The sequence below is a fragment of the Pseudomonas lini genome, from assembly GCF_001042905.1.
GTDB classification, from domain to species: Bacteria; Pseudomonadota; Gammaproteobacteria; order Pseudomonadales; family Pseudomonadaceae; genus Aquipseudomonas; species Aquipseudomonas lini.
This window is the reverse complement of record NZ_JYLB01000001.1, coordinates 224485-243896: the sequence shown is the minus strand read 5'-3', so window position 1 is coordinate 243896 and position 19412 is coordinate 224485. Positions and strand designations below refer to the sequence as shown.

22 protein-coding genes are annotated in these 19412 nt (G+C 56.9%); 18 read left to right on the top strand and 4 right to left on the bottom strand.

The genetic code is table 11. The features are described 5' to 3' along the window. The first annotated feature begins 1 nt into the window (after position 1). From TU81_RS01205 to TU81_RS01185, 5 genes are all read left to right on the top strand, one after another. Complete coding sequence (locus TU81_RS01205) at positions 2-721, top strand: TIGR03759 family integrating conjugative element protein (protein ID WP_048392826.1); 720 nt, start codon at positions 2-4, stop codon at positions 719-721. Further along, on the top strand, positions 703-1251 hold the full coding sequence (locus tag TU81_RS01200; protein ID WP_048392824.1) for a lysozyme family protein: 549 nt from the start codon (positions 703-705) through the stop codon (positions 1249-1251). The genes TU81_RS01205 and TU81_RS01200 overlap by 19 nt, the downstream gene beginning before the upstream one ends. Next, positions 1248-1763, top strand: coding sequence for an integrating conjugative element protein (locus TU81_RS01195; protein ID WP_048392822.1), 516 nt, complete (start codon positions 1248-1250; stop codon positions 1761-1763). The genes TU81_RS01200 and TU81_RS01195 overlap by 4 nt, the downstream gene beginning before the upstream one ends. Before the next feature lie 8 nt (positions 1764-1771). Then, a complete protein-coding gene (traD, locus tag TU81_RS01190; protein ID WP_048392820.1) occupies positions 1772-3877 on the top strand; it encodes a type IV conjugative transfer system coupling protein TraD in 2106 nt (701 codons plus the stop codon). Positions 3878-3966: 89 nt separating this feature from the next. After that, complete coding sequence (locus tag TU81_RS01185) at positions 3967-4698, top strand: TIGR03747 family integrating conjugative element membrane protein (protein WP_048392818.1); 732 nt, start codon at positions 3967-3969, stop codon at positions 4696-4698. A 179-nt stretch (positions 4699-4877) separates the two neighbouring features. On the opposite strand, the gene TU81_RS01180 is transcribed toward TU81_RS01185, so the two are convergent. Next, positions 4878-6947, bottom strand: coding sequence for a hypothetical protein (locus TU81_RS01180; protein ID WP_231983781.1), 2070 nt, complete (start codon positions 6945-6947; stop codon positions 4878-4880). A 367-nt stretch (positions 6948-7314) separates the two neighbouring features. On the opposite strand from TU81_RS01180, the gene TU81_RS01175 reads away from it, so the two are divergent. From TU81_RS01175 to TU81_RS01135, 9 genes are read left to right on the top strand one after another with little or no spacing between them, the layout of a single operon-like run. Further along, complete coding sequence (locus TU81_RS01175; protein ID WP_048392817.1) at positions 7315-7647, top strand: integrative conjugative element protein, RAQPRD family; 333 nt, start codon at positions 7315-7317, stop codon at positions 7645-7647. Beyond that, positions 7644-7883 (top strand): TIGR03758 family integrating conjugative element protein, encoded by a 240-nt coding sequence (locus TU81_RS01170; protein ID WP_048392815.1) that lies wholly within the window; start codon positions 7644-7646, stop codon positions 7881-7883. Before TU81_RS01175 ends, TU81_RS01170 begins: the two co-directional genes overlap by 4 nt. 17 nt (positions 7884-7900) lie before the next feature. Next, a complete protein-coding gene (locus TU81_RS01165; RefSeq protein ID WP_048392813.1) occupies positions 7901-8272 on the top strand; it encodes a TIGR03745 family integrating conjugative element membrane protein in 372 nt (123 codons plus the stop codon). A gap of 7 nt (positions 8273-8279) precedes the next feature. After that, positions 8280-8693 (top strand): TIGR03750 family conjugal transfer protein, encoded by a 414-nt coding sequence (locus tag TU81_RS01160; protein ID WP_048392811.1) that lies wholly within the window; start codon positions 8280-8282, stop codon positions 8691-8693. After that, a complete protein-coding gene (locus TU81_RS01155) occupies positions 8690-9331 on the top strand; it encodes a PFL_4703 family integrating conjugative element protein (protein WP_048392809.1) in 642 nt (213 codons plus the stop codon). Before TU81_RS01160 ends, TU81_RS01155 begins: the two co-directional genes overlap by 4 nt. Then, the gene (locus TU81_RS01150) at positions 9328-10140 is read left to right on the top strand and encodes a TIGR03749 family integrating conjugative element protein (RefSeq protein WP_048392807.1); all 813 of its coding nucleotides are present in this window, start codon (positions 9328-9330) and stop codon (positions 10138-10140) included. Before TU81_RS01155 ends, TU81_RS01150 begins: the two co-directional genes overlap by 4 nt. Continuing rightward, positions 10130-11644, top strand: a complete 1515-nt coding sequence (locus TU81_RS01145) for a TIGR03752 family integrating conjugative element protein (protein ID WP_048392805.1) — start codon at positions 10130-10132, stop codon at positions 11642-11644. Before TU81_RS01150 ends, TU81_RS01145 begins: the two co-directional genes overlap by 11 nt. Next, positions 11607-12023 (top strand): TIGR03751 family conjugal transfer lipoprotein, encoded by a 417-nt coding sequence (locus tag TU81_RS01140; protein ID WP_048392803.1) that lies wholly within the window; start codon positions 11607-11609, stop codon positions 12021-12023. The genes TU81_RS01145 and TU81_RS01140 overlap by 38 nt, the downstream gene beginning before the upstream one ends. Beyond that, the gene (locus TU81_RS01135) at positions 12023-14770 is read left to right on the top strand and encodes a conjugative transfer ATPase (protein ID WP_048392801.1); all 2748 of its coding nucleotides are present in this window, start codon (positions 12023-12025) and stop codon (positions 14768-14770) included. The genes TU81_RS01140 and TU81_RS01135 overlap by 1 nt, the downstream gene beginning before the upstream one ends. A 24-nt stretch (positions 14771-14794) precedes the next feature. On the opposite strand, the gene TU81_RS01130 is transcribed toward TU81_RS01135, so the two are convergent. From TU81_RS01130 to TU81_RS29185, 3 genes are all read right to left on the bottom strand, one after another. After that, the gene (locus TU81_RS01130) at positions 14795-15541 is read right to left on the bottom strand and encodes a zeta toxin family protein (RefSeq protein ID WP_025214491.1); all 747 of its coding nucleotides are present in this window, start codon (positions 15539-15541) and stop codon (positions 14795-14797) included. Beyond that, positions 15538-15786 carry a hypothetical protein gene (locus tag TU81_RS01125; protein ID WP_041022608.1) on the bottom strand — a complete coding sequence of 83 codons (249 nt, stop codon included), beginning with the start codon at positions 15784-15786 and terminating at the stop codon, positions 15538-15540. Before TU81_RS01125 ends, TU81_RS01130 begins: the two co-directional genes overlap by 4 nt. A gap of 185 nt (positions 15787-15971) precedes the next feature. Further along, positions 15972-16229 carry a LasR-specific antiactivator QslA gene (locus TU81_RS29185; protein WP_082157787.1) on the bottom strand — a complete coding sequence of 86 codons (258 nt, stop codon included), beginning with the start codon at positions 16227-16229 and terminating at the stop codon, positions 15972-15974. A 158-nt stretch (positions 16230-16387) separates the two neighbouring features. Between TU81_RS29185 and TU81_RS01120 the strand changes: the two genes are divergently transcribed. The 4 genes from TU81_RS01120 (at position 16388) to TU81_RS01105 (ending at position 19405) form a co-directional block, all read left to right on the top strand. Beyond that, positions 16388-16642, top strand: a complete 255-nt coding sequence (locus TU81_RS01120; RefSeq protein WP_048392796.1) for a helix-turn-helix domain-containing protein — start codon at positions 16388-16390, stop codon at positions 16640-16642. 115 nt (positions 16643-16757) lie between these two features. Further along, positions 16758-17714, top strand: coding sequence for a TIGR03756 family integrating conjugative element protein (locus tag TU81_RS01115; RefSeq protein ID WP_048392794.1), 957 nt, complete (start codon positions 16758-16760; stop codon positions 17712-17714). Beyond that, positions 17711-19093, top strand: coding sequence for an integrating conjugative element protein (locus TU81_RS01110; protein ID WP_048392793.1), 1383 nt, complete (start codon positions 17711-17713; stop codon positions 19091-19093). The genes TU81_RS01115 and TU81_RS01110 overlap by 4 nt, the downstream gene beginning before the upstream one ends. Positions 19094-19096: 3 nt before the next feature. After that, entirely contained in the window at positions 19097-19405 is a 309-nt protein-coding gene (locus TU81_RS01105; protein WP_048392791.1) for a hypothetical protein, read from the top strand. The last annotated feature ends 7 nt before the right edge of the window (positions 19406-19412 follow it).

Sequence of the window (19412 nt, the reverse complement as noted above, 5' to 3'; positions counted from 1 at the left end):
CATGAACCGAGCGCTACTGTCCCCTGTCGTCTGTCTCGTTTCATTGCTTAGCACGGGCGCTGCGATGGGTAACCCTGTCACGACACCGTCACGGGTCCAGGACACACAGTCCACTCCGCTGGGGCGCTCGCACCCTGAACAGGCGACAAGCTGGGGGCTCACGGAGCAGGAATGGACACGCTTCGAACAGATCCAAGCCGGCCCGCGTGGTTACTGGAGCCCGAATCTCGATCCGCTGACTGCACTCGGCGTCGAAGCAGAGAACGACCAGGAGCGTCAGCGCTATGCCGAATTGCAGGTAGCGCTGGAAGCCAAACGTGCCGAGCGCGAGTTGGCCTACCAAAATGCTTACACCGCGGCCTGGGCCAAGCTGTTTCCGGGGCTGTTGCCGATCCAGGGTATGGCATCCCCGTCCCCTGCCAGCTCATCGGTAGAGCCGCGCCAAGCTCTGTTTGTCGAGGACCATTGCCCAGCGTGCACCGCTGAAGCGCAGCGTCTGCAAAGCAGTGATACGGCGTTTGATATTTACATGGTGGGCAGCCAGGGCGAGGATGAACGCGTCCGTCGCTGGGCTCGGCAAGCGGACATCGATCCGGCCAAGGTTCAGCGCCGGCAGATTACCCTGAACCATGACCGAGATCGCTGGTTCAGCCTGGGTGCTGCGGGGCCATTGCCCGCCACATTTCAACAGGTGAACGGACAATGGCAACGCTTAGACTGAGTGGACTTGCGCTCATGCTGACGATGCTCGCAGCCCAGGCTGACGAACTTCCGCCGCCTGCCTATCAACTAGCGGCGCATGACGCCAGCATCCCTTCAAAGGTGCTGTTCGCGATTGCGCTGCAGGAGAGTGGTATCCGCGTCCGTGATCAACTGCTGCCCTGGCCCTGGACCCTGAACATCGCAGGAATACCTTACCGATTCACCACCCGAGCGGCCGCCTGTCACGCCTTGCTTCAAGCACTCGCCCGGCATGACGCCAAGCGAGTTGATGTCGGTCTTGGACAAACCAACCTGGGTTACCACGGACAACGTTTCCCCAGCCCTTGCGAAGCCCTCGATCCCTACCGAAATCTCGCCGTGACTGCCGCGCTGCTGCAAGAGCATCACGCCGTCACCGGTGATTGGGTGTCAGCAGCCGGCCGCTATCACCGCCCGGCAGGAGGAACGCCGGCCGCGCGTTACCGCGCCGGCTTTTCCCAACAACTCGAACGATTGCAGGTTTCCTTCAAACAGGGCACACCACCATGAAGCGAATACCCCTTATCTGCTATTTCATCCTGCTCTTGGCTACTTTCGCCCAGCCGGAACTGACCGTAGCCGAGGATCAGCCTAGCGACTTCACCCGCCTCCATTTTCAGGTCGCCAGGCCGCCAATAAACAACGAGATCCAGCCTAATCGGGCCATGCATGCGGACCTGTCCACTTTTGCCGATGAAGCCTGGATACTACCCGTCCGCAGCTCTCACTTGAGCCCCGGCCAAATCACGTCTCGCGCCCTGAACATGCCGGGCTTACGGCCATTTTTCCTGGTGGGTGAGGATCCCCAGTCACTGGCTTGGTTGCGTCAACGCGCGACTGAACTGCAGGAAATGGGCGCGGCAGGTCTAGCGGTTGAAGTAACCGATACCGAAGCTTTGGCCCGAATTCGAGCAGCCGCTCCGGACATCACCATTCTGCCGGTCAACGGCAACGACGTCGCCACACGCCTGCAGATTGAGCACTACCCCGTCCTAATCACCGCCACCTCATTGGAACAGTGAGTCAGGTCATGGCCGAGCATGCGATGGAGTCCAAGCTCCGGCCAGCGGCGGAGCTGTACACCGTAGCGATCTGCATCGCCGCCGCGGTGTTGTGCGTGTACTCGCCCTGGGCTGTGGCCCTCTCACCCGAGATCGGGCTGGCTGCGGCGCTGGCCTATACCCTGTTCGGTCTGATCCGACTGCGACAAGCCTGGGAGGTGTTGCGCTATCGGCGCAATATCCGTCGGCTGCCTCGCTACGAACTGACCAGCCGGCAGATTCCGGTCAGCCGCAAACGTCTGTTCATGGGCCGCGGCTTTCGCTGGACCCGCCTGCACACCCAGCGCTTGGTCGAGGCTCAGGATCCGGCGGTCGCTCACTATGTCGACCAACCGACACACTACCGTCTGGCCCGCGGACTCGAACGTCGCCTGGAGCACGCACCGTTTCCACTCTCAACACTGGCGCGTGTCACAGCCTGGGACAATGCCTTCAATCCGTTACGCCCGTTACCACCGGTCGGTGGCTCGCCGCTGTTGCACGGGGTCGAGCCCGACGAAACAGAAGTCAGTCTGCCATTAGGTGAACGGGTCGGACATACCCTGGTGCTGGGCACTACCCGCGTTGGCAAGACCCGGCTCGCCGAGGTTTACATCACTCAAGACATTCATCGCATCGAACATGAGGTGGTCATCGTCTTCGATCCGAAGGGTGATGCCGACCTGCTCAAGCGCATGTACGTCGAAGCCAAACGCGCCGGTCGGGAGAAAGAGTTTTATGTGTTCCATCTGGGTTGGCCAGAGATCTCTGCCCGCTACAACGCCGTAGGACGTTTCGGACGCATCTCGGAAGTGGCGTCACGCATCGCAGGGCAACTCAGTGGTGAAGGTAACTCGGCGGCGTTTCGTGAGTTCGCCTGGCGTTTCGTCAACATCATCGCCCGGGCTCTGATCGAGTTGGGTCGACGTCCAGACTACCTGCAAATCCAACGGCATGTGGTCAACATCGACGCATTGTTCATCGAGTACGCCCAGCAGTTTTTCGCCAAGATCGACCCGAAGGCGTGGGAAGTGATTGTCCAGCTTGAAGGCAAGCTCACCGAGAAGAACATTCCCCGGCATATGATCGGGCGCGAAAAGCGTGTGGTAGCGATCGAGCAATATCTGGCGGTGAAGCGAGTATTTGATCCGGTAATGGACGGATTGCGTTCAGCGGTGCGTTACGACCGTACCTATTTCGACAAAATCGTCGCCTCGCTGCTACCGCTACTGGAAAAACTCACCACCGGCAAGACGGCCCAGTTGCTGGCCCCTGACTACACAGACCTAAATGACCCACGACCGATCTTTGACTGGATGCAGATCATCCGAAAGCGAGGAATCGTTTATGTCGGCCTCGATGCCCTGACCGACGCTGAAGTCGCCGCAGCTGTGGGCAACTCCATGTTCGCCGATCTGGTCTCGGTGGCCGGACATATCTACAAGCATGGCATCGACCATGGCTTGCCTCAGTCGGGCAGTAGCAGCGAAAAACTACCGATCAACCTGCACGCTGATGAGTTCAACGAGTTGATGGGCGATGAGTTCATCCCGCTAATCAACAAGGGCGGTGGCGCCGGCATCCAGGTAACTGCCTACACCCAGACCCTCAGCGATATTGAAGCGCGAATCGGTAATCGGGCCAAAGCCGGCCAAGTGATCGGCAACTTCAACACTCTGCAGATGCTCCGTGTGCGCGAGACCGCCACCGCTGAATTGCTCACCCAGCAGCTACCCAAGGTCAACGTGCTTACCAAGACCCTTGTTTCGGGCGCTACAGACACCTCCGATCCTGAAGCCAATACAGACTTCACTTCGTCCTCGCAGGATCGCGTCAGCAGCACCAGTGTGCCGCTGATCGAGCCAGCGCATGTCGTCAGTTTGCCCAAGGGGCAGATGTTCTCCTTCCAGGCCGGTGGCCAGCTCTGGAAAGTCCGCATGCCGTTGCCAAAACCCTCTAACGACGATGCCATGCCAAAGGACCTGCTTGAGCTCACCCAGCGGATGCGGGCCACCTACAACGAGCAAGCGGGGCAATGGTGGAGCGCAAGCGGTGGCGGCCCAACAACCAACTTCGATCTGGAGCAGATGGGATAGTCCGGCCTGCCACAGGTTTCGATACAGCAAAAAACTATCCAGCAGACGTCGTGACGATACCGACACTGCAGCGCGCAATGGAGTGAACGATGGCGACCTCCGTTCAGAACACGCCGCGACAACCGATTCAACGCCCTGGATTGATCATCTCCGCGATCGGCCTGATCCTGCGCATCATCGGATTGCTCATTGCCTCATTGCTGTTCTCGATCCTAATCGAGTGGGCTGGCCTGCTTTTTTTCTGGGGCGATCAGGGGTGGCGGCACAGCGAAGCCATGTTGACGAACGAACTGCGCTGGCTGAGTGAACACTTCAGATTTTCGCTCATCGTCCAGCAACCTGGGCAGACCATCGTCCAGATATTGGACTTCCTCAAGCAATGGCTATTGGTCAAGACTGGTTTTGCGGACTTTGCCCAACAGGCGCGCGCGTCGAGCCAGGGTGAGGGCTTCTGGAGCCGGACCAGTCTGATCTACATGAGCATTGAGGATTTCGTGCTGGCGGCAGTGTATGTGACCTTTATCTTCGTGGTGCGCCTGACCATTCTGGTCCTAGTCACTCCATTATTTATGTTGGCTTCGTTTACTGGTTTTATCGATGGCTTGATGCGTCGCGACCTACGCAAATTTGGAGCCGGACGAGAAAGCAGCTTTGTGTATCACAGAGCTAAGCGAGCAGTGATGCCACTGCTGATTATTCCGTGGATCATTTACCTGTCCCTGCCCTTTTCGCTCAATCCCATCGCTATTTTTTTGCCTTGCGCAGTAATACTCGGAGCAACATTAGCGATTACAGCGACGACATTCAAAAAGTATCTGTAAGTGTTTAGTTCGCCCTTTTTCTGGAAAAGTTAGAGGTGACCACCCTTCGTGGCGCATGAAATTTCCAAGATGATGCATCCAATGCATTTTCTGAGGCTAAGCACTAAAAATAGAGGCTACCTTTAATCACTCAAAATCACCCCAAACGGAGATATGTGTCTTCGTTTGGGTCAATGACTTCAATACCGTTGGACAAATTTACCGACGCTTAGGCTCTTGAGAATTCTCAGTTGTTTCTCTCTGCCTGGTTCCTTGACCTCATAACTCAACCAGTTAATACCAGGCTCGTCGGGCATCAAAGAATAAAGAGTACTTTTTTGCTCAACGCACGCCTGATGCGTTTCAATTATGGTTGGGTGCAACGCATAGCTTAGAAAGTTGCACTCCGCCTCCTCTAAATTTTCGTAAAATACCACCCCATAACGATAATTAGAACGATCATCATGCGAGCCACAAAATTTCGCCGTACCGTCCTTCAAAAAATGCTTCAGTAAATGCTCATCTAAAATCGGGGTTTCACCACATGGAAATCCGGCGTGAAATTGATCATTTACAATAACCATGGGAAGGACCATGACAGAATTTATTTTTTCGCTCAGCCTCGGATAGTAGTCTCGACAAAAATCAGCTAGATTATTGCGAACGTACGCGGCCTTCCGCTCGGCCTGCTCGACCTTTGTGAAAATCCCCCCATCCTCGTAGAGTGCATTATGATAATCAAGCGGAGTGATCGGCGTGCGACGACTCCGGAGCTCTGCCACCACTAAAACATTACCAAAACTAAATGTCAGATCAATCTCTTCCCGCACTTGTTCTCGATCATACTTTAGCATTAGAGAACCAGTCCAACTCAAATTATGACGCATAACGTCATTACTCGATCTGCACTCCTCCATCACACCCTCTAAATATTTTTCAAAATATTTTCCTCTCAAATGTGATTTGGGATCAACAAGCCTAAGCCAAGTATCTACATTTCTGCGCAGGCTTGCGCTCATCAACGCAGATATCGCAAGAGCAACCTCCCCGCCCACTTGAAGGATAGGCTTCGTCCAAAGATCATCCTGTCTATCCACAGCTTTAAAAGTCAGAAACTCTATGATCGCCTCAACAACCTCTTCCGACATCTCAGTAACAACTACCAACGCATTCACTAGATTTTTTCGATCAAGCCACGTGCTATGTTCGAGCAATTGCGCCCAGCTATCCGGATTCTCCTCGCTTGCCGCCAGGACTCTCTGCCGAGCTAGGACGGCCAAGTGAAACCACACTACAAGCACATCACGAACAGAATAATTTTGATCAGTCACGCCCTTAGAGCGATGAACCTTCACCAATTCAAAGAGATGAGGTTCAATAACCAAATAAGGCTCCGCCCATTTATATCTAATAAAACAGTCCGCACCTTCACCTAGCTCTTCGGCTGCCGCGATAGAAACACCTGACACACCATCGTATTTCAATAACGATTTCGGATAATTCAAACCGCGCCAAAATAGCGCATTGTACGCAACACCTTGTGTTTCTAGCGCCATTGTTGCTTGGTGATGCTCTCTGCGATAGTCGCATATAGCTTTCATTTTACCCAAGTCATTCAACTGCGATATAAGGATCCTGTTGCGCTGTAAATCATAAGCGAAGAAGGCTTCTCCATAAAGTAATTGCTGCCACATCACCACACCGTTGTAATACAGCTGAGAGCAACGAAACTCATTTACAACAAAGTCCAACTTCGGCAACCCACTCGAAGACTCCGCATCGCCACGCACTGACGCGCCCAAATCTTTTCGAGCATGTAGAATTTCATAAATTGGGGAGCATAAGCTATCCAACCTGAACATATTCAATTGGTTTGCATTAACCTCAACCCCACTCAAAGTAAGATCGGTTTTGTAGTCCAAATAAGTTTCCATCGTAGGCACAGCGTCGGGCGAAAAATCACGCATCTGCTTTTTAGTCAGCAGTACGAATGAAAAATTTGCGCCTGCCAAATGTGCATGCAATAGCTCTTTTCCAGACAAGCTATCGCTACTATTTAATCTATAATAGTCTCGCGTCGCATACACTCTTGAGAAATGCGTCGCCAACCAACCAGCGCCTTCACATAACGACTTATCGATAAGATTTCCGCCGCTGTACTTTTTGTAAGCATCAAGCCATTGATCCGTATCAAAAGGCCTACGCTCGGTCGGATGAGTAAGTTTTTTCTTCCGCGCCAAGGACACAACAGGAGTTATAAAATTTTCCACTTCGCCACCAAATCAATCCCAACAAACGAATAATAAATACACGCACACTTTATTACGTATCCCTGCAAAGCTAACTAACAATGTTAGGCATCTAGTGATGGACACCCGAATCGCTCTCGGGGACATGATAGGTCCCGAGCGACGAGCAGCATACGGGCACTTTGGGCACTCTGTGGCGACATGACTGTTCTCCTGGGGAAAATTCGAGCGTAGCCCCTCTCACACATCGAAAGTCAAAAATCACTATATCTGTAATGCTGACATGCTTGTCCTTCACCAGAAAAGCGACTCATCAAACCTCAGTTTTCTTACTGAAAAAAATGCTCTCTGACTTGATTCTGCTCACAGATCCATAAGGGCCAGCATCATGCCGACGACCATCTTTCGTTGCTTACTACTCTCGTTAGCTGCCGTCTATAGCAGCAGCTATGCCGCATCTGGACATGAACAGGGTCAGCTCAGCATGGTCCAGCAGCAGCTGGATATTATCCAACGTCTAGCTGCTCAAGCCGAGAGTTCAGGCAGCGCTCAACCGAATGAACGCTACCGCTTCGACTATCCCCGCCTGGCTGAGGATATCCAGCGTATCCGCCAAGGTGTGCAGAGCTATCTATCTCCTACCCGCGCTCAACCTAGCGATGCTGGTGAGCTGGTCGGTGACTACCGCCTCGATACTCCGGCCGCGGAGCCGTCCCCATGAGCATGACTGACGCCCAAACCGCTGCCTTCCAAAACGCCTCCGGTTTCTCGGCACAAAACAGTTCCACACTGTGGCTGTCCCTGGTTCTCGTCCTGGCTTTGCTCTGGTGTGCCTGGGTGATGTGGACGGCTTACAGGGGTTGGGCGGCAGGCAGTGTGCGCTTCGGTGCCTTCGGCGGCAGTGTCGCGCGCGTACTTCTCACCTTGCTTGTTTTGATGTTCTTCACCCTGTCATAACCCAGGAGATCACCGTCATGCTCAAGTGCCTTGTCCCCCTGAAAAAAAACCTGCGCGATCGTGCGAGCCAGCGCTTGATCGGTCTGCTACTGGTACTCGGTCCAAGCCTGGCTTTTGCTGAACTCCCGACCATGGAAGCCCCTTCGCGCGGCGAAGGATCCGGGTTGATCGAGACGATCAAAAACTACGCCTACGACGGCGGCATCCTGCTCGGCCTGTTGATCGCCCTGCTCTCTTTTCTCGGCGTAGCTTGGCACTCGCTGACCGTCTATGCCGACGTGCAGAACCAGCGCAAGACCTGGAAAGACCTCGGCGCCGTAGTCGGCATCGGAGCCCTGCTGGTGGTAATTATCATCTGGTTCCTGACCAAGGCTGCCGCGATTCTGTGAGGTTGGCATGAACGACACTATCGAACGCCTTGCCGACGGCACCTTGGTCTTTCTACCCGAACGGCTCAATCGTAATCCTGCCGTATTACGCGGTTTAACCAACGATGAGATGTGGGTGGCGCTCGGTGCCGGCGCACTCGTTGGCCTGGTGCTGGGTGTTCCTCTGGCGATCGCCACCGCCTCCATTGCCGTGGCGCCGACCAGCATGATCGCAAGCATGGCGCTGGTGCTATTTGCCGGTGGCACGCTACTGCGTCGAGCCAAACGGGCTCGCCCCGAGATCTGGTTGTACCGCAAACTCGAATGGATAATCGCCAGCCGTTGGCGCCTGGGTGGAGGGACTTTGATCCTGCACTCCGGCGCCTGGACGGTTCGCCGTTCGTGTCGACTGCGCCCAGCCCTGTCCCGGTGGCAACCATGAGTCGCTTTCGGAACAAGGTGGACGCGCAACAGGCCCATATCTTCAGCCTGCGTCTGGCAGTAATGGTCCTCGCCCTGCTCTGTGCCGGACTCTGGTACGGCTGGCGCTCGGCACCGACCGATCTGACCGTGCATGTCCCCCCGGATCTACGCTCGGGCAGCACGCGCAAGTGGTGGGATATCCCCTCAGAGAATGTCTATGCCTTTGCCCTGTACATCTTCGGTCAGCTCAACCGCTGGCCCTCGGATGGCGAGAAGGACTATCGCCGCGCTATCTATGGCTTGCAGTCTTATCTGACACCCTCCTGCAAGACCTTCCTCGACGGCGACTACGAATACCGCAAGGCCGCCGGCGAACTCCGCCAGCGGGTGCGTGGCGTCTACGAAATTCTGGGCCGAGGCTACAGCGAAGATCCGGAACTCAGGGTCAAGCAACTCGATCGCGACAGCTGGCTGGTCACCCTCGACCTCAACGCCGATGAGTATTACGCCGCCGAACCGGTGAAACGGGTGGTGGTGCGTTATCCATTACGCGTGGTGCGTTTTGATCTGGACCCCGAACGCAATAAGTGGGGGCTTGCACTGGACTGTTATCAGGGCACGCCGCAAAAAATCGCTCTGCCTGGAGGTGAGCCATGACGCGGATTTCTACCCTGGGGCTCACCATCGCACTGATGCTATGGGGAGTTGCAGCGCAGGCCGTCGAGTTGATGCGCTGGGAACGCCTCCCTCTCGCAGTCCCACTGGTGATCAATCAGGAGCGGGTGGTCTTTATCGGAGAGGATGTCCGAGTCGGCGTACCCTCAACTCTGACCGGCAAGCTGCGCGTGCAATCTACCGGCGGAACGCTGTACCTGCGCGCGTCAGAAGCCATTGCACCTACCCGATTACAACTGCAATCGGTCGCGACGGGCGAAATCATCCTCTTGGACATTGCAGCCACGCCTGGCGATCAACCGCTGGAACCCGTGCGTATTCTCAAGAATGCTCAGCGGCAGCCTACCGAGGCTGAATCGAGCACTGTCCCTGTTCCAGAACGTACGCCAATCCCAGTCGCTTTGACGCGCTACGCCGCGCAAAGCCTATACGCGCCGCTGCGCACCGTGGAGTCCTTGCCGGGTGTGCGTCGCGTCCCGCTCAAGCTGCGTACCGAACTGCCAACCCTGCTGCCGACCGAGAACGTATCCAGCACTCCCATCGCCGCCTGGCGACTCGATGATTACTGGGTAACGGCGGTGAAGTTACGCAATCGTGGATCAAAGACGGTGCAACTCGATCCACGTCGATTTCAGGCCAAGCTATTCGCCGCGGCATTCCAGCACACCTTCCTCGGACCTGTCGGCAGCGCCGAAGACACTACGGTTGCCTACCTCGTCACCCGCGGTGCCGGTCTTGAACACGCCGTGATGCTCCTGTCTGTTTCGGAAGGTGCCGACGATGAAAGCTAACGCCTTACTTAAATGGCTAGTACCAGCTGTGCTGCTGGGCGTGGCTATTATCATCCTGAAAACCTGGGTAGCGGGTAGTACCTCCTCTCCAGAGCACCCAGTTGATCAGGGCAATATTCAGTTATCCGCCGAGCAAGCCAAATCGCTCGGCATTGCGGGCGACACTCCACGCGATACGGTCGCCACCTTGATCGGCCAAGTGAAGGCCATGCGTAGCGACATGCTCGGTTTGAAGAAACACAACGATTCGCTGCAGGCGGAAAACAACCGCCTGCGCGACAGGGAAAACAGTGTTGATTCGCGAATCCAAACAGCGCTTGGCAGTGTGACCCAACAGGTCGACGAAGGCCGCCGACAAGCCAACGAGGCCCGACTCAAAGCAGAACAAGACAGTCGTCAGGCTCGCGGTCTGCTGACGCAATTGCAGGAGCAGTTGTCGGGGCTGACCGGCAAAGACAAGGATATGCCTATCGGACTGGGGCTTGAGCCGGGCGACGGCTCCCAGTTCGAACGGCAGCATTCTGCCAATGATGCACTGCAGTGGATTGAGCCCTCGGATGCTCTGTCCACCGCCCCCCAGGGCAAAACCAAGACCGCGTCCGCCCTGAGTCTGCCTACTGCCTTCAACACACTGGAGGGTTTGAAGGACAATGCCATCGACCGCAGCCAGAAGCAGTTACGCCAGGTCACCAAGGGTGAACGTGACCTGACACGCTCCGCTGATCGTACCGAAGGCGCGAAGCCGGTCTACACCATTCCCGAAAACGCAATATTGATGGGTTCGGTCGCCATGACCGCGCTGATCGGCAGAGTCCCTGTCGACGGCACCGTGAATGATCCCTACCCCTTCAAGGCGCTGGTTGGCCCGGAGAACCTGACCGCCAACGGCATCGATCTGCCGGACGTCGCGGGGGCCGTTATGAGCGGCACGGCGTCCGGTGACTGGACCCTGTCGTGCGTGCGCGGACAGGTCGAGTCAATTACCTTTGTGTTTACCGACGGCACTATCCGCACGGTGCCTCAGCCGAAGGCAGTAGCCAGCCGCAACGCCTCCACCGCCCAGAGTTCGGACACCGACAAGATTCGTGGCGGACTCGGTTACCTGTCCGATCCGTATGGCATTCCTTGCATCGCTGGTGAGCGCCGCTCAAACGCTCAACAGTACCTCGGCAGCCAGAGCTTGATCACTGCCGCCGGCGCCGGTGTCGCCGCCTTGCTCGGGGATGAGCAGAACAACAGCAGCGTGATCAGTTCGGGCGGCAGTACGCTCGGGGTCGCCAGCAGCAGTGGCAATAGCGCGCTGAATTCAATTCTCAGTGGTGGGGTCAGCGACATCCGTGAGTGGGTCAACAAGCTGTATGGCGAGGCCTTTGCTGCCGTGTACGTGCCACCGGCCGCCCAAGTCGCGCTGCACCTCGACCATGAGATCACCATCGACTACGAGCCCAAGGGCCGGAGCGTTCGCCATGAAAAAGACCACGTTTCTCTGCCTGACCTGGATTAGCGTGTTTTCCTTGGTCCTCACAGGGTGTTCCACTGACAAGGAGACGCTGCTGCCCCATGGTGAGCAAACCATGCTGGACATATGGAACGGCGCCGGCTCACAGGGTACTCAGCAGCAGCTGCTGGATGCTCGGCAACAGTTACGCCGCCCGCTGGCTCAAGCAGATCTCTCCGTTGCTCTCCAGGAGCCCTACACGCGTACAGCAGCGAACGAGATCCGCAATCTGTTCCCTCGCCTGCCCAATCCCGATCTGGTGCTGTACGTGTACCCGCACCTGAGTGGTACCGAGCAGGCACCGATCCCAGGCTACTCGACAGTCTTTCCGTTCTACCAACGGGTGCAGTACGCATTGCCGGGTGAACGTCAGGAAGACTTGTAGTGCGTACCGGCGATTTGGGCAGCCGCACTTCTGCATGGAAAGCCTGGCGCCACCGATTGCGCCCTCGTGCCACCTTGGCCGATGAAGCTGCACTGTATGCACACAACCCCAGCTTCACCGATCATCTGCCTTGGGTCGAATACCTCGACACCGAGCAGTGTTTTCTGCTGGAGGACAATCACTCGGTGGGTGCGGTGTTCGAGTTACTGCCCATCGGCACCGAAGGGCGCGAACCCGATTGGCTGATGGCGACCCGCGATGCCCTTGAGGATGCCCTGCAGGATAGCTTTGACGAGCGGGATCAAGCGCCTTGGGTGGCGCAGTTTTTCTGCCAGGACGACAACGACTTCACTCCCTTTCTGACCCGGCTCACAGGCTATATTCAGGACCGCGCGCGAGGCACGGTTTTCACCGACGCGTACCTGGAACTTACTCGCCGACACCTGAAGGCCATCGCCAAGCCAGGAGGATTGTTCGAGGACAAGGCAGTCACGCGCCTGCCGTGGCGCGGTAACAACCGTCGGGTGCGCCTGGTTGTCTATCGCTGGCTTGAGTCTGGCGCTGAGGAAACGGGACTCACCCCGGTGCAATCCCTGCAACAGACTTGCGAACGTATCGCGGCTTCGTTGCAGGCGTGCGGGGTGCAATCGATGCGAGTCGATGGCCGAGGTCTGTATGCCTGGTTAGTGCCCTGGTTCAATCCTGCGCCCAGGCTCACCAATGAAGCACCCGAGGATTTCTACCGCCGCGTGGCCTATCCGGAGTTAGACGATGGCGAGTCGCTGGAACTGCCCTTCGATCATGACTTTGCCGAGCGACTGTTCTTCAACGAACCGCGCTCGGATGTGCAGCACGGGTTCTGGTTTTTCGATGATCAGCCCCACCGGGTGATGGTGGTGGACAAACTGCGGCGCGCACCATCGATTGGTCAGCTCACGGGCGAAACCCGTAAGGGTGATGCGGTGAACGCATTGTTTGACCAGTTACCCGAAGGCACGGTGATGAGTCTGACCTTAGTGGTCAAACCACAGGATGTACTCGAGGATCAGTTGAACCGCCTGGCCCGCAAAGCCATCGGTGAAAACCTGGCCTCGACCCAAACCCGTCAGGATGTCGAAGAGGCTCGTGCGATCATCGGTCGCCAGCACAAGCTGTACCGCGGCACCCTGGCATTTTACTTGCGAGGTCACGACGAACAGCAACTGCACCAGCACTCGGTCAGCCTGGCCAACGCGCTGTTGGGCGCGGGGCTGCAACCGGTACGCGAAGGCGATGAAGTCGCCGCCTGCAACAGCTACCTGCGTTGGTTACCGATGGCTTACAACCCGGCCCGCGACACGCGCAACTGGTACACCCGCCTGATGTTTGCCCAGCACCTGGCGAATCTGGTTCCGGTGTGGGGCCGCAGCACCGGCACCCGCCACCCAGGCATCACCCTGTTCAATCGTGGTGGCTCGCCGTTGAGTTTTGATCCGTTGTCACGTCTAGACCGGGCCATGAACGGCCATCTGCTGTTGTTCGGTCCGACCGGCGCCGGTAAGTCGGCCACCCTGGTCACCCTGCTGATGCAGGTCATGGCGGTGTACCGTCCTCGTCTGTTTATCGTCGAGGCCGGTAACTCATTCGGCTTGCAGGGCGACTACTTCGCAACGCAAGGCCTGTCAGTCAATAAGGTCCAATTGAAACCAGGTGCCTCGGTCAGTCTTGCCCCCTTTGCCGATGCCTGGCGCCTGGTCGAGCAACCGGATCAGATGGCGAGTCTGTCGATCGACGAATGGGACGATGAGGCGATAGCCAGTCGTGAGGACCAGCGCGATGTGCTCGGCGAACTGGAAATCACTGCCCGACTGATGATCACCGGTGGCGAGGCCAAGGAAGAAGCCCGCCTGAGTCGAGCCGATCGCAGTCTGATCCGCGAGTGCATTCTCGATGCGGCGCAGACCTGTGCCGCGGCGATTCGCCAGGTACTGACCCGCGACGTGCGCGAAGCGTTGCTGCGCGTCGCCGCCGACCCGCACTTGCCGGAGAAGCGTCGTGAGCGCGCCCAGGAAATGGGCGAGTCCATGGACCTGTTTTGCCAGGGTTTCGAGGGTGAACTGTTCGATCGCGAAGGCACACCTTGGCCCGAGAGCGATGTGACCATTGTCGACCTGGCCACTTACGCTCGCGAAGGCTACGAGGCACAGATGTCCATCATCTACATCAGCCTGATGAACACCGTGAATAACCTTGCCGAACGAGACCAGTACCTGGGCCGACCGATCATCATGGTCACCGACGAGGGCCATATCATCACCAAGAACCCGCTGCTGGCACCCTTCGTGGTCAAGGGCACGAAGATGTGGCGCAAGCTCGGCGCGTGGTTCTGGCTGGCGACGCAAAACCTTGCCGACTTCCCCACCGCCGCGCAGACCATGCTCAACATGATCGAATGGTGGATTTGCTTGAACATGCCGCCCGCGGAAATCGAAGAAATCGCACGGTTCAAGAAACTCACGCCGGCACAGAAAGCCTTGCTGCTCTCCGCCAGTAAGGAGCCGGGGAAATACACTGAGGGGGTCGTGCTATCGAAGAAGCTCGAGACGCTGTTTCGGGCCGTGCCGCCAAGTCTTTATCTCGCCCTGGCCATGACGGAGCCCGAGGAAAAAGCCGAACGCCGGACACTGATGCAGAGCACCGGCTGCTCGGAACTGGAGGCGGCTTACCGGGTAGCTGAACGGATCGATAGGATGCGAGGAATTAAGTGAAACGGAGCTGATCCTAGGTTTCGATCAACCCGGCAGCAAATCCTTGAAAACCTTCTCCACGTAGGCTTGCATGAACCAGTCAGGGATCTCATCAGCCCTGAATTCAAGATCAGTCCCGTCCGTTACTTCAGCGAGCAGCACCAGATCAGCGCCGGAGTTATCAAAGATATAAGCCCGGTTCGAGGCTGCGATGGCTGCTGGCAATAGGTTCAGGCAACGACCGTAGCGCTGCACAATTTTTTCCGTGGGGACTGGGTGCCCACCTGCCGCGACACGGTTCTTGACCCTGTTGATATTGATGTCAGGATCTTCAGTGGCGACAAAGTAGAGGTAGGTTCGATATCCCGACGCTTTTGCCTTAAGCATAAAAGCGACTTTGTCCTCGCTAGACATCACCGTTTCGAAGGTGAAAGACAACTGGGCTTCAAGGAGCTTGTGCCGCATGAAATCAGAGAGCACGGAAGCAAAATAGGAATTCATCGCGACGGACTGGAAATTCAGGCCGTTATTGCTGAAGTCTATATTGGATGCCTCTTCAACGAGCTGGGTCGACCGAATCAGTCGGTGCGCCTTGATAAAGCCGAGAACCTCGTCGCCTTCGACTTCCAGTTGAAAATCGCTGAATTCCAGGCGTCCGCCCTCTTTGGCAGCCTTTTCGATTTCATCCGGGTTGATGTAGATCCCAATCAGGTGGGAAGGGACGGCACTTTTCATTGTGCTTTTACCGGAACCATTAGGGCCGGCAAACACCCTCAGCCGAGGGACGGTCATGAGCTGCGGTGCACCTTGATAATCCCGCCCAAGGTCACTTTATGCTTGGGCTTGGCCACTCGAATAACCTTGTGCTTACCGTCGGCAGTCGTCTCAACGAGCTTGCCGTCCATCACTTCCATCACGCTGCGTCCGGCCGCCAGCGCGTTGATATAGGCCGTATTGATCGCACCTTCAGCCATGGCTGGGATTTTACCCTCCAGTCGGCTCACCAGATCGTCACTCAACACTTGGTCGGCTTTCATATCGCGCTCCACGTTCTCAGAGCGTGCAGAATCTGCACTTATCAGAATCCTAGCTACGTAAATCTGTTTATCACAGATCAACGCCACTTCTGTCAGATCTCCATTCTAGAGGAATGGAGCCTGGAACCATACCTTCCAGTAAATTTTCCCGTGTAGGCCATATCGTCAGGGTTGGAGCCGCACGGCTACGGTAAAACGCCTTGAAGCCGTTGCTGAATTCTCAATAAAAATCCTGCTTCGAAAGCATCCTGAGAGTCTCCTGCCGGACAAGTCTTCCGTGCCTGCGCCAGTTCCCACCACAGCGGTACGTCACCGGGTGTATTAAGCCAGGCCTGGGCGCATTGCACGCCACGTTCGATCATAGGCGCAAATTCGCTGCCCCATGGTGTCAAAAGGCTCGGGCAGCCGTCCGCCGCCGGAATTGAAACGTAATTTTCGTCCATAGACACCTTAGCTTTCGATTATTTATTAATGCTCGGTCTGTTCTAAGCAGCATAGAAACAAAATTGACACTCGGCTTAAGCATCAAAAAAGCCCGAATCAGAGCCAATGTAGACTATATCCCGTGGATTGAGAGTCCCTCAAGGCGCAGTTTGCGCGCATGACTCAAGACTACGAACAGCTCCGTCTGCAACTCGCGGAAAACATCCGCTCGATGCGACGCGTGAAGAACCTTACCCAGGAGCAATTGGCGCTCATGGCCGAGGTGGATCGTACCTATGTGAGTCAAATCGAACGAGGGGTAGGCAACCCGTCGTTATTGGTCCTCTGCAAACTCGCCAACATTTTCGAGATCAAAACGGATCAGCTGCTCATCGAGTCTGACGCGCTTGCTCGTACGCTGAGCGTTGAATGACCCTCTGCTGATCTAGAAGGTCGCTGTAAACCGACGATCCAACGTTCGGCTTTCTCACTGACACCCCTCTCTCGATTATTGAACCTGTCCAGGCCATACAACCAGAGCCTGGATCATGTCTGCTGCCTACCCGCACATTTCGCCCCAGAAGTTGCATCCTTTGGTGCTGAGCATTCTGCTGGCATCCGGGCCAAGCGTAGCGCTTGACACTGGCAGCATTACCGCCTCCGTGCTCTCTCCGGACTGCCTTGAATATAAGGTCGTCGGCATCTGCTTTTGGTTGCTCTGCACCCCCTTCGGCTGCACGGTTAAAACCTCAACCAAGATTCGTCACTTCATTCCTGAGCTGGTGGTCTCGAGCTATGCCACCACCGGTGCCAATCCTTGGACCGAGATGGCCACCCTATCCTCTCCTATCAGTGGTGCAGAAGGAGGCGGTAACCTGATCACGCCGAACACCCAGCGCGATAATCTGCCTCGTTTCAAAAACGTTGATGCCATCGGTCATCCAGGTGGCTGGGCCGCCACGCAACTGGCCTCGCAATCCGGCTACGCCTGCGCCAGCGGTGCCACGGCGTTCATACCCTACTACCTGAGCACTTGGGACTCACTGGCCTGGCGTCATGGCATCCCGGAAAGCCTCTACCCCGAGTCACTCGTGCCGGGAATCCGTGAAATCGGTCGTCAGCTCGCGGGAAACATGTGGGGCAACGTCTATCCCCGGCAAGGATTTTTGGTGCAACCTGACGACTTCAAAGCCGCTGCGGTGATGGCGCAGCGAGCGGGTGACGTCATTACCCGCAACTGGCAACCGCACGTGTATGTCCCGCTCACACCCGTACCACGCGATGGTTATTGGCCGCCTGGCCCAATCGTTGAAAACGACGCTTCGACCCACAAATGGCAATTGCTCTCCCCCGTGGTTCAACCCACATGTGCCATCTTCCCCAGCGATCCGGTGCAGAGCGCGGATGGTGGCTACGCCTGGTCGCTGTGGCGTCCTTATAGCTGCTGCAAGCGTGAGGGACAGACCTTCCTGTTCAGCATCGACTTCGAAGGTGGTGCTTCATGAGTCGGCTTCTTGCAGGACCATGGTTGGGCCCGATGAGTTTTTTGCTCTGCGGACTGCTCGCCGTGGCCGCGCATGCCCACGCCGCCGAGGACGATTACCGTCTAGGCACTCAAGGAGAAGTGCTCGACGACCGGGTGATGTACACCATCGGTGGCGGCTCGGCAGCGGGCTCGCCGAGCTCGCTCTATCGCCCCAACGGACTCGGTGTCGGTGGATCTTGGCAGGCGAACATGATGTGCGGAAACATGAGCCTCACCAACACCTTGCAAAACCAGTTGAACGGCGTCACCGAAGGTTTCCAGCAGATCATGGGCAGCATCGTGCAGAACGCGACCCAAGCGGTGATGTCGCTGCCGGCGTTGATCATCCAGCGCGCCAACCCCGGGCTTTATGAGTTGTTGAGTAACGGGGTGATGCAAGGACGTATTGACTTCGACCGTTCCAAGCTGACCTGCCAGGCCATGGCCGAAAAGATGGCGGATAAGGTCGGTCAAGCCGGCTGGGGCGCATTGGCCAAGAACCAGGAGATGCAGGGCAACCTCGAACAAACCGGCGGCGATGCGGTGGCCGCGGTGAAAAACACCGAGGCCCGTAACGGCAATAATGGGGTGTCTTGGGTCGGCGGGCAGAAGGCTGGAGGTAGCGGACAAACACCCATCCGGGCAACCTCCGATGTGGTGCGCGCGGGTTATAACCTGCTGCATAACCGCGCAGTGGATGACAACACCTCGATCAGTAACAGTGATTGCCTGGGCGGCGCTATTTGCCAGGCATGGACCTCACCGCAAGAGGAGTCCGAATGGGCTGTTCGCGTGTTGGGCGAGACCGAAGTCGCGACCTGCGACACCTGCGAGACTCTGCGGGCTACCGCAGGCAGCGGACTGACGCCGCTGATCCAGGAGGCCTACAGTGAACACCTCAAAACCCTGCAAGGCTTACTGTCCGGATCTCTGCCGCCGAACCCTGACAATCTGAGCAAAGCCTCCAGCCCGATGCTGCCGGTGACTCGTGGTGTGATCGAAGCCCTGCGCGACGATCCTGATCAGGAACTCCTGGCGCGGCGCCTGGCCAGTGAGACGGCCCTGTCCAGCGTACTCGACAAAGCGCTCCTGCTATTGCGCACGCTGCTGGCAGGCAGCCACGAACCTAACATCGCTTCCGCCGAACCGGCCCAAACGGCCTTGACGAAAGACATCGACGCACTGGAGCGCGAGATACGCCTGCTACAAACCGAGTTGCAGGTCCGGCAGATGCTCACTACCAATACCGCCAGCCTCGTGCTCGATCGACATGCCGGAGGTGCCGATGCGTCACGCATCGTCGAGCAAGGCGACCCCGAACCTGGCCGACTCAACGACGCTGATGCCAGGCACAAGTGAGCCATGAAACGCTCACGGCTATTCACTTTACTTGCAAGTCTAGGAATCGCCGCAGGGATGATCCTGACCGCCGCACTGATCGCCTGGATCGGCTGCACTGCGCTGGGCAGTTTCGGGGCCTGGCAGCAAGCCTTGGAATCGATACGGCCTTATCTGGGGTGGTGGCGTGTCCTGCTCTACGGCGTCCTCTTTGCACTCTGGTGGGACCTGCTGAGGCGCTACCGACATCGACCACAGGACCGACTGCGCGTGAAACGCGTCGGGACATTAGGGCTCTTGCTCTTTACCTGCGTCGAGCTCACTCGATTGTGAGGTCACC

Coding starts and splice junctions, on each gene's coding strand:
- TU81_RS01140 (WP_048392803.1), top strand. CDS start 11,607: ATGAAAAAGACCACGTTTCTCTGCCTGACCTGGATTAGCGTGTTTTCC.
- TU81_RS01150 (WP_048392807.1), top strand. CDS start 9,328: ATGACGCGGATTTCTACCCTGGGGCTCACCATCGCACTGATGCTATGG.
- TU81_RS29185 (WP_082157787.1), bottom strand. CDS start 16,229: ATGGACGAAAATTACGTTTCAATTCCGGCGGCGGACGGCTGCCCGAGC.
- TU81_RS01185 (WP_048392818.1), top strand. CDS start 3,967: ATGGCGACCTCCGTTCAGAACACGCCGCGACAACCGATTCAACGCCCT.
- TU81_RS01205 (WP_048392826.1), top strand. CDS start 2: ATGAACCGAGCGCTACTGTCCCCTGTCGTCTGTCTCGTTTCATTGCTT.
- TU81_RS01105 (WP_048392791.1), top strand. CDS start 19,097: ATGAAACGCTCACGGCTATTCACTTTACTTGCAAGTCTAGGAATCGCC.
- TU81_RS01155 (WP_048392809.1), top strand. CDS start 8,690: ATGAGTCGCTTTCGGAACAAGGTGGACGCGCAACAGGCCCATATCTTC.
- TU81_RS01175 (WP_048392817.1), top strand. CDS start 7,315: ATGCCGACGACCATCTTTCGTTGCTTACTACTCTCGTTAGCTGCCGTC.
- TU81_RS01130 (WP_025214491.1), bottom strand. CDS start 15,541: ATGACCGTCCCTCGGCTGAGGGTGTTTGCCGGCCCTAATGGTTCCGGT.
- TU81_RS01120 (WP_048392796.1), top strand. CDS start 16,388: ATGACTCAAGACTACGAACAGCTCCGTCTGCAACTCGCGGAAAACATC.
- TU81_RS01145 (WP_048392805.1), top strand. CDS start 10,130: ATGAAAGCTAACGCCTTACTTAAATGGCTAGTACCAGCTGTGCTGCTG.
- TU81_RS01110 (WP_048392793.1), top strand. CDS start 17,711: ATGAGTCGGCTTCTTGCAGGACCATGGTTGGGCCCGATGAGTTTTTTG.
- TU81_RS01160 (WP_048392811.1), top strand. CDS start 8,280: ATGAACGACACTATCGAACGCCTTGCCGACGGCACCTTGGTCTTTCTA.
- traD (WP_048392820.1), top strand. CDS start 1,772: ATGGCCGAGCATGCGATGGAGTCCAAGCTCCGGCCAGCGGCGGAGCTG.
- TU81_RS01195 (WP_048392822.1), top strand. CDS start 1,248: ATGAAGCGAATACCCCTTATCTGCTATTTCATCCTGCTCTTGGCTACT.
- TU81_RS01125 (WP_041022608.1), bottom strand. CDS start 15,786: ATGAAAGCCGACCAAGTGTTGAGTGACGATCTGGTGAGCCGACTGGAG.
- TU81_RS01165 (WP_048392813.1), top strand. CDS start 7,901: ATGCTCAAGTGCCTTGTCCCCCTGAAAAAAAACCTGCGCGATCGTGCG.
- TU81_RS01170 (WP_048392815.1), top strand. CDS start 7,644: ATGAGCATGACTGACGCCCAAACCGCTGCCTTCCAAAACGCCTCCGGT.
- TU81_RS01200 (WP_048392824.1), top strand. CDS start 703: ATGGCAACGCTTAGACTGAGTGGACTTGCGCTCATGCTGACGATGCTC.
- TU81_RS01115 (WP_048392794.1), top strand. CDS start 16,758: ATGTCTGCTGCCTACCCGCACATTTCGCCCCAGAAGTTGCATCCTTTG.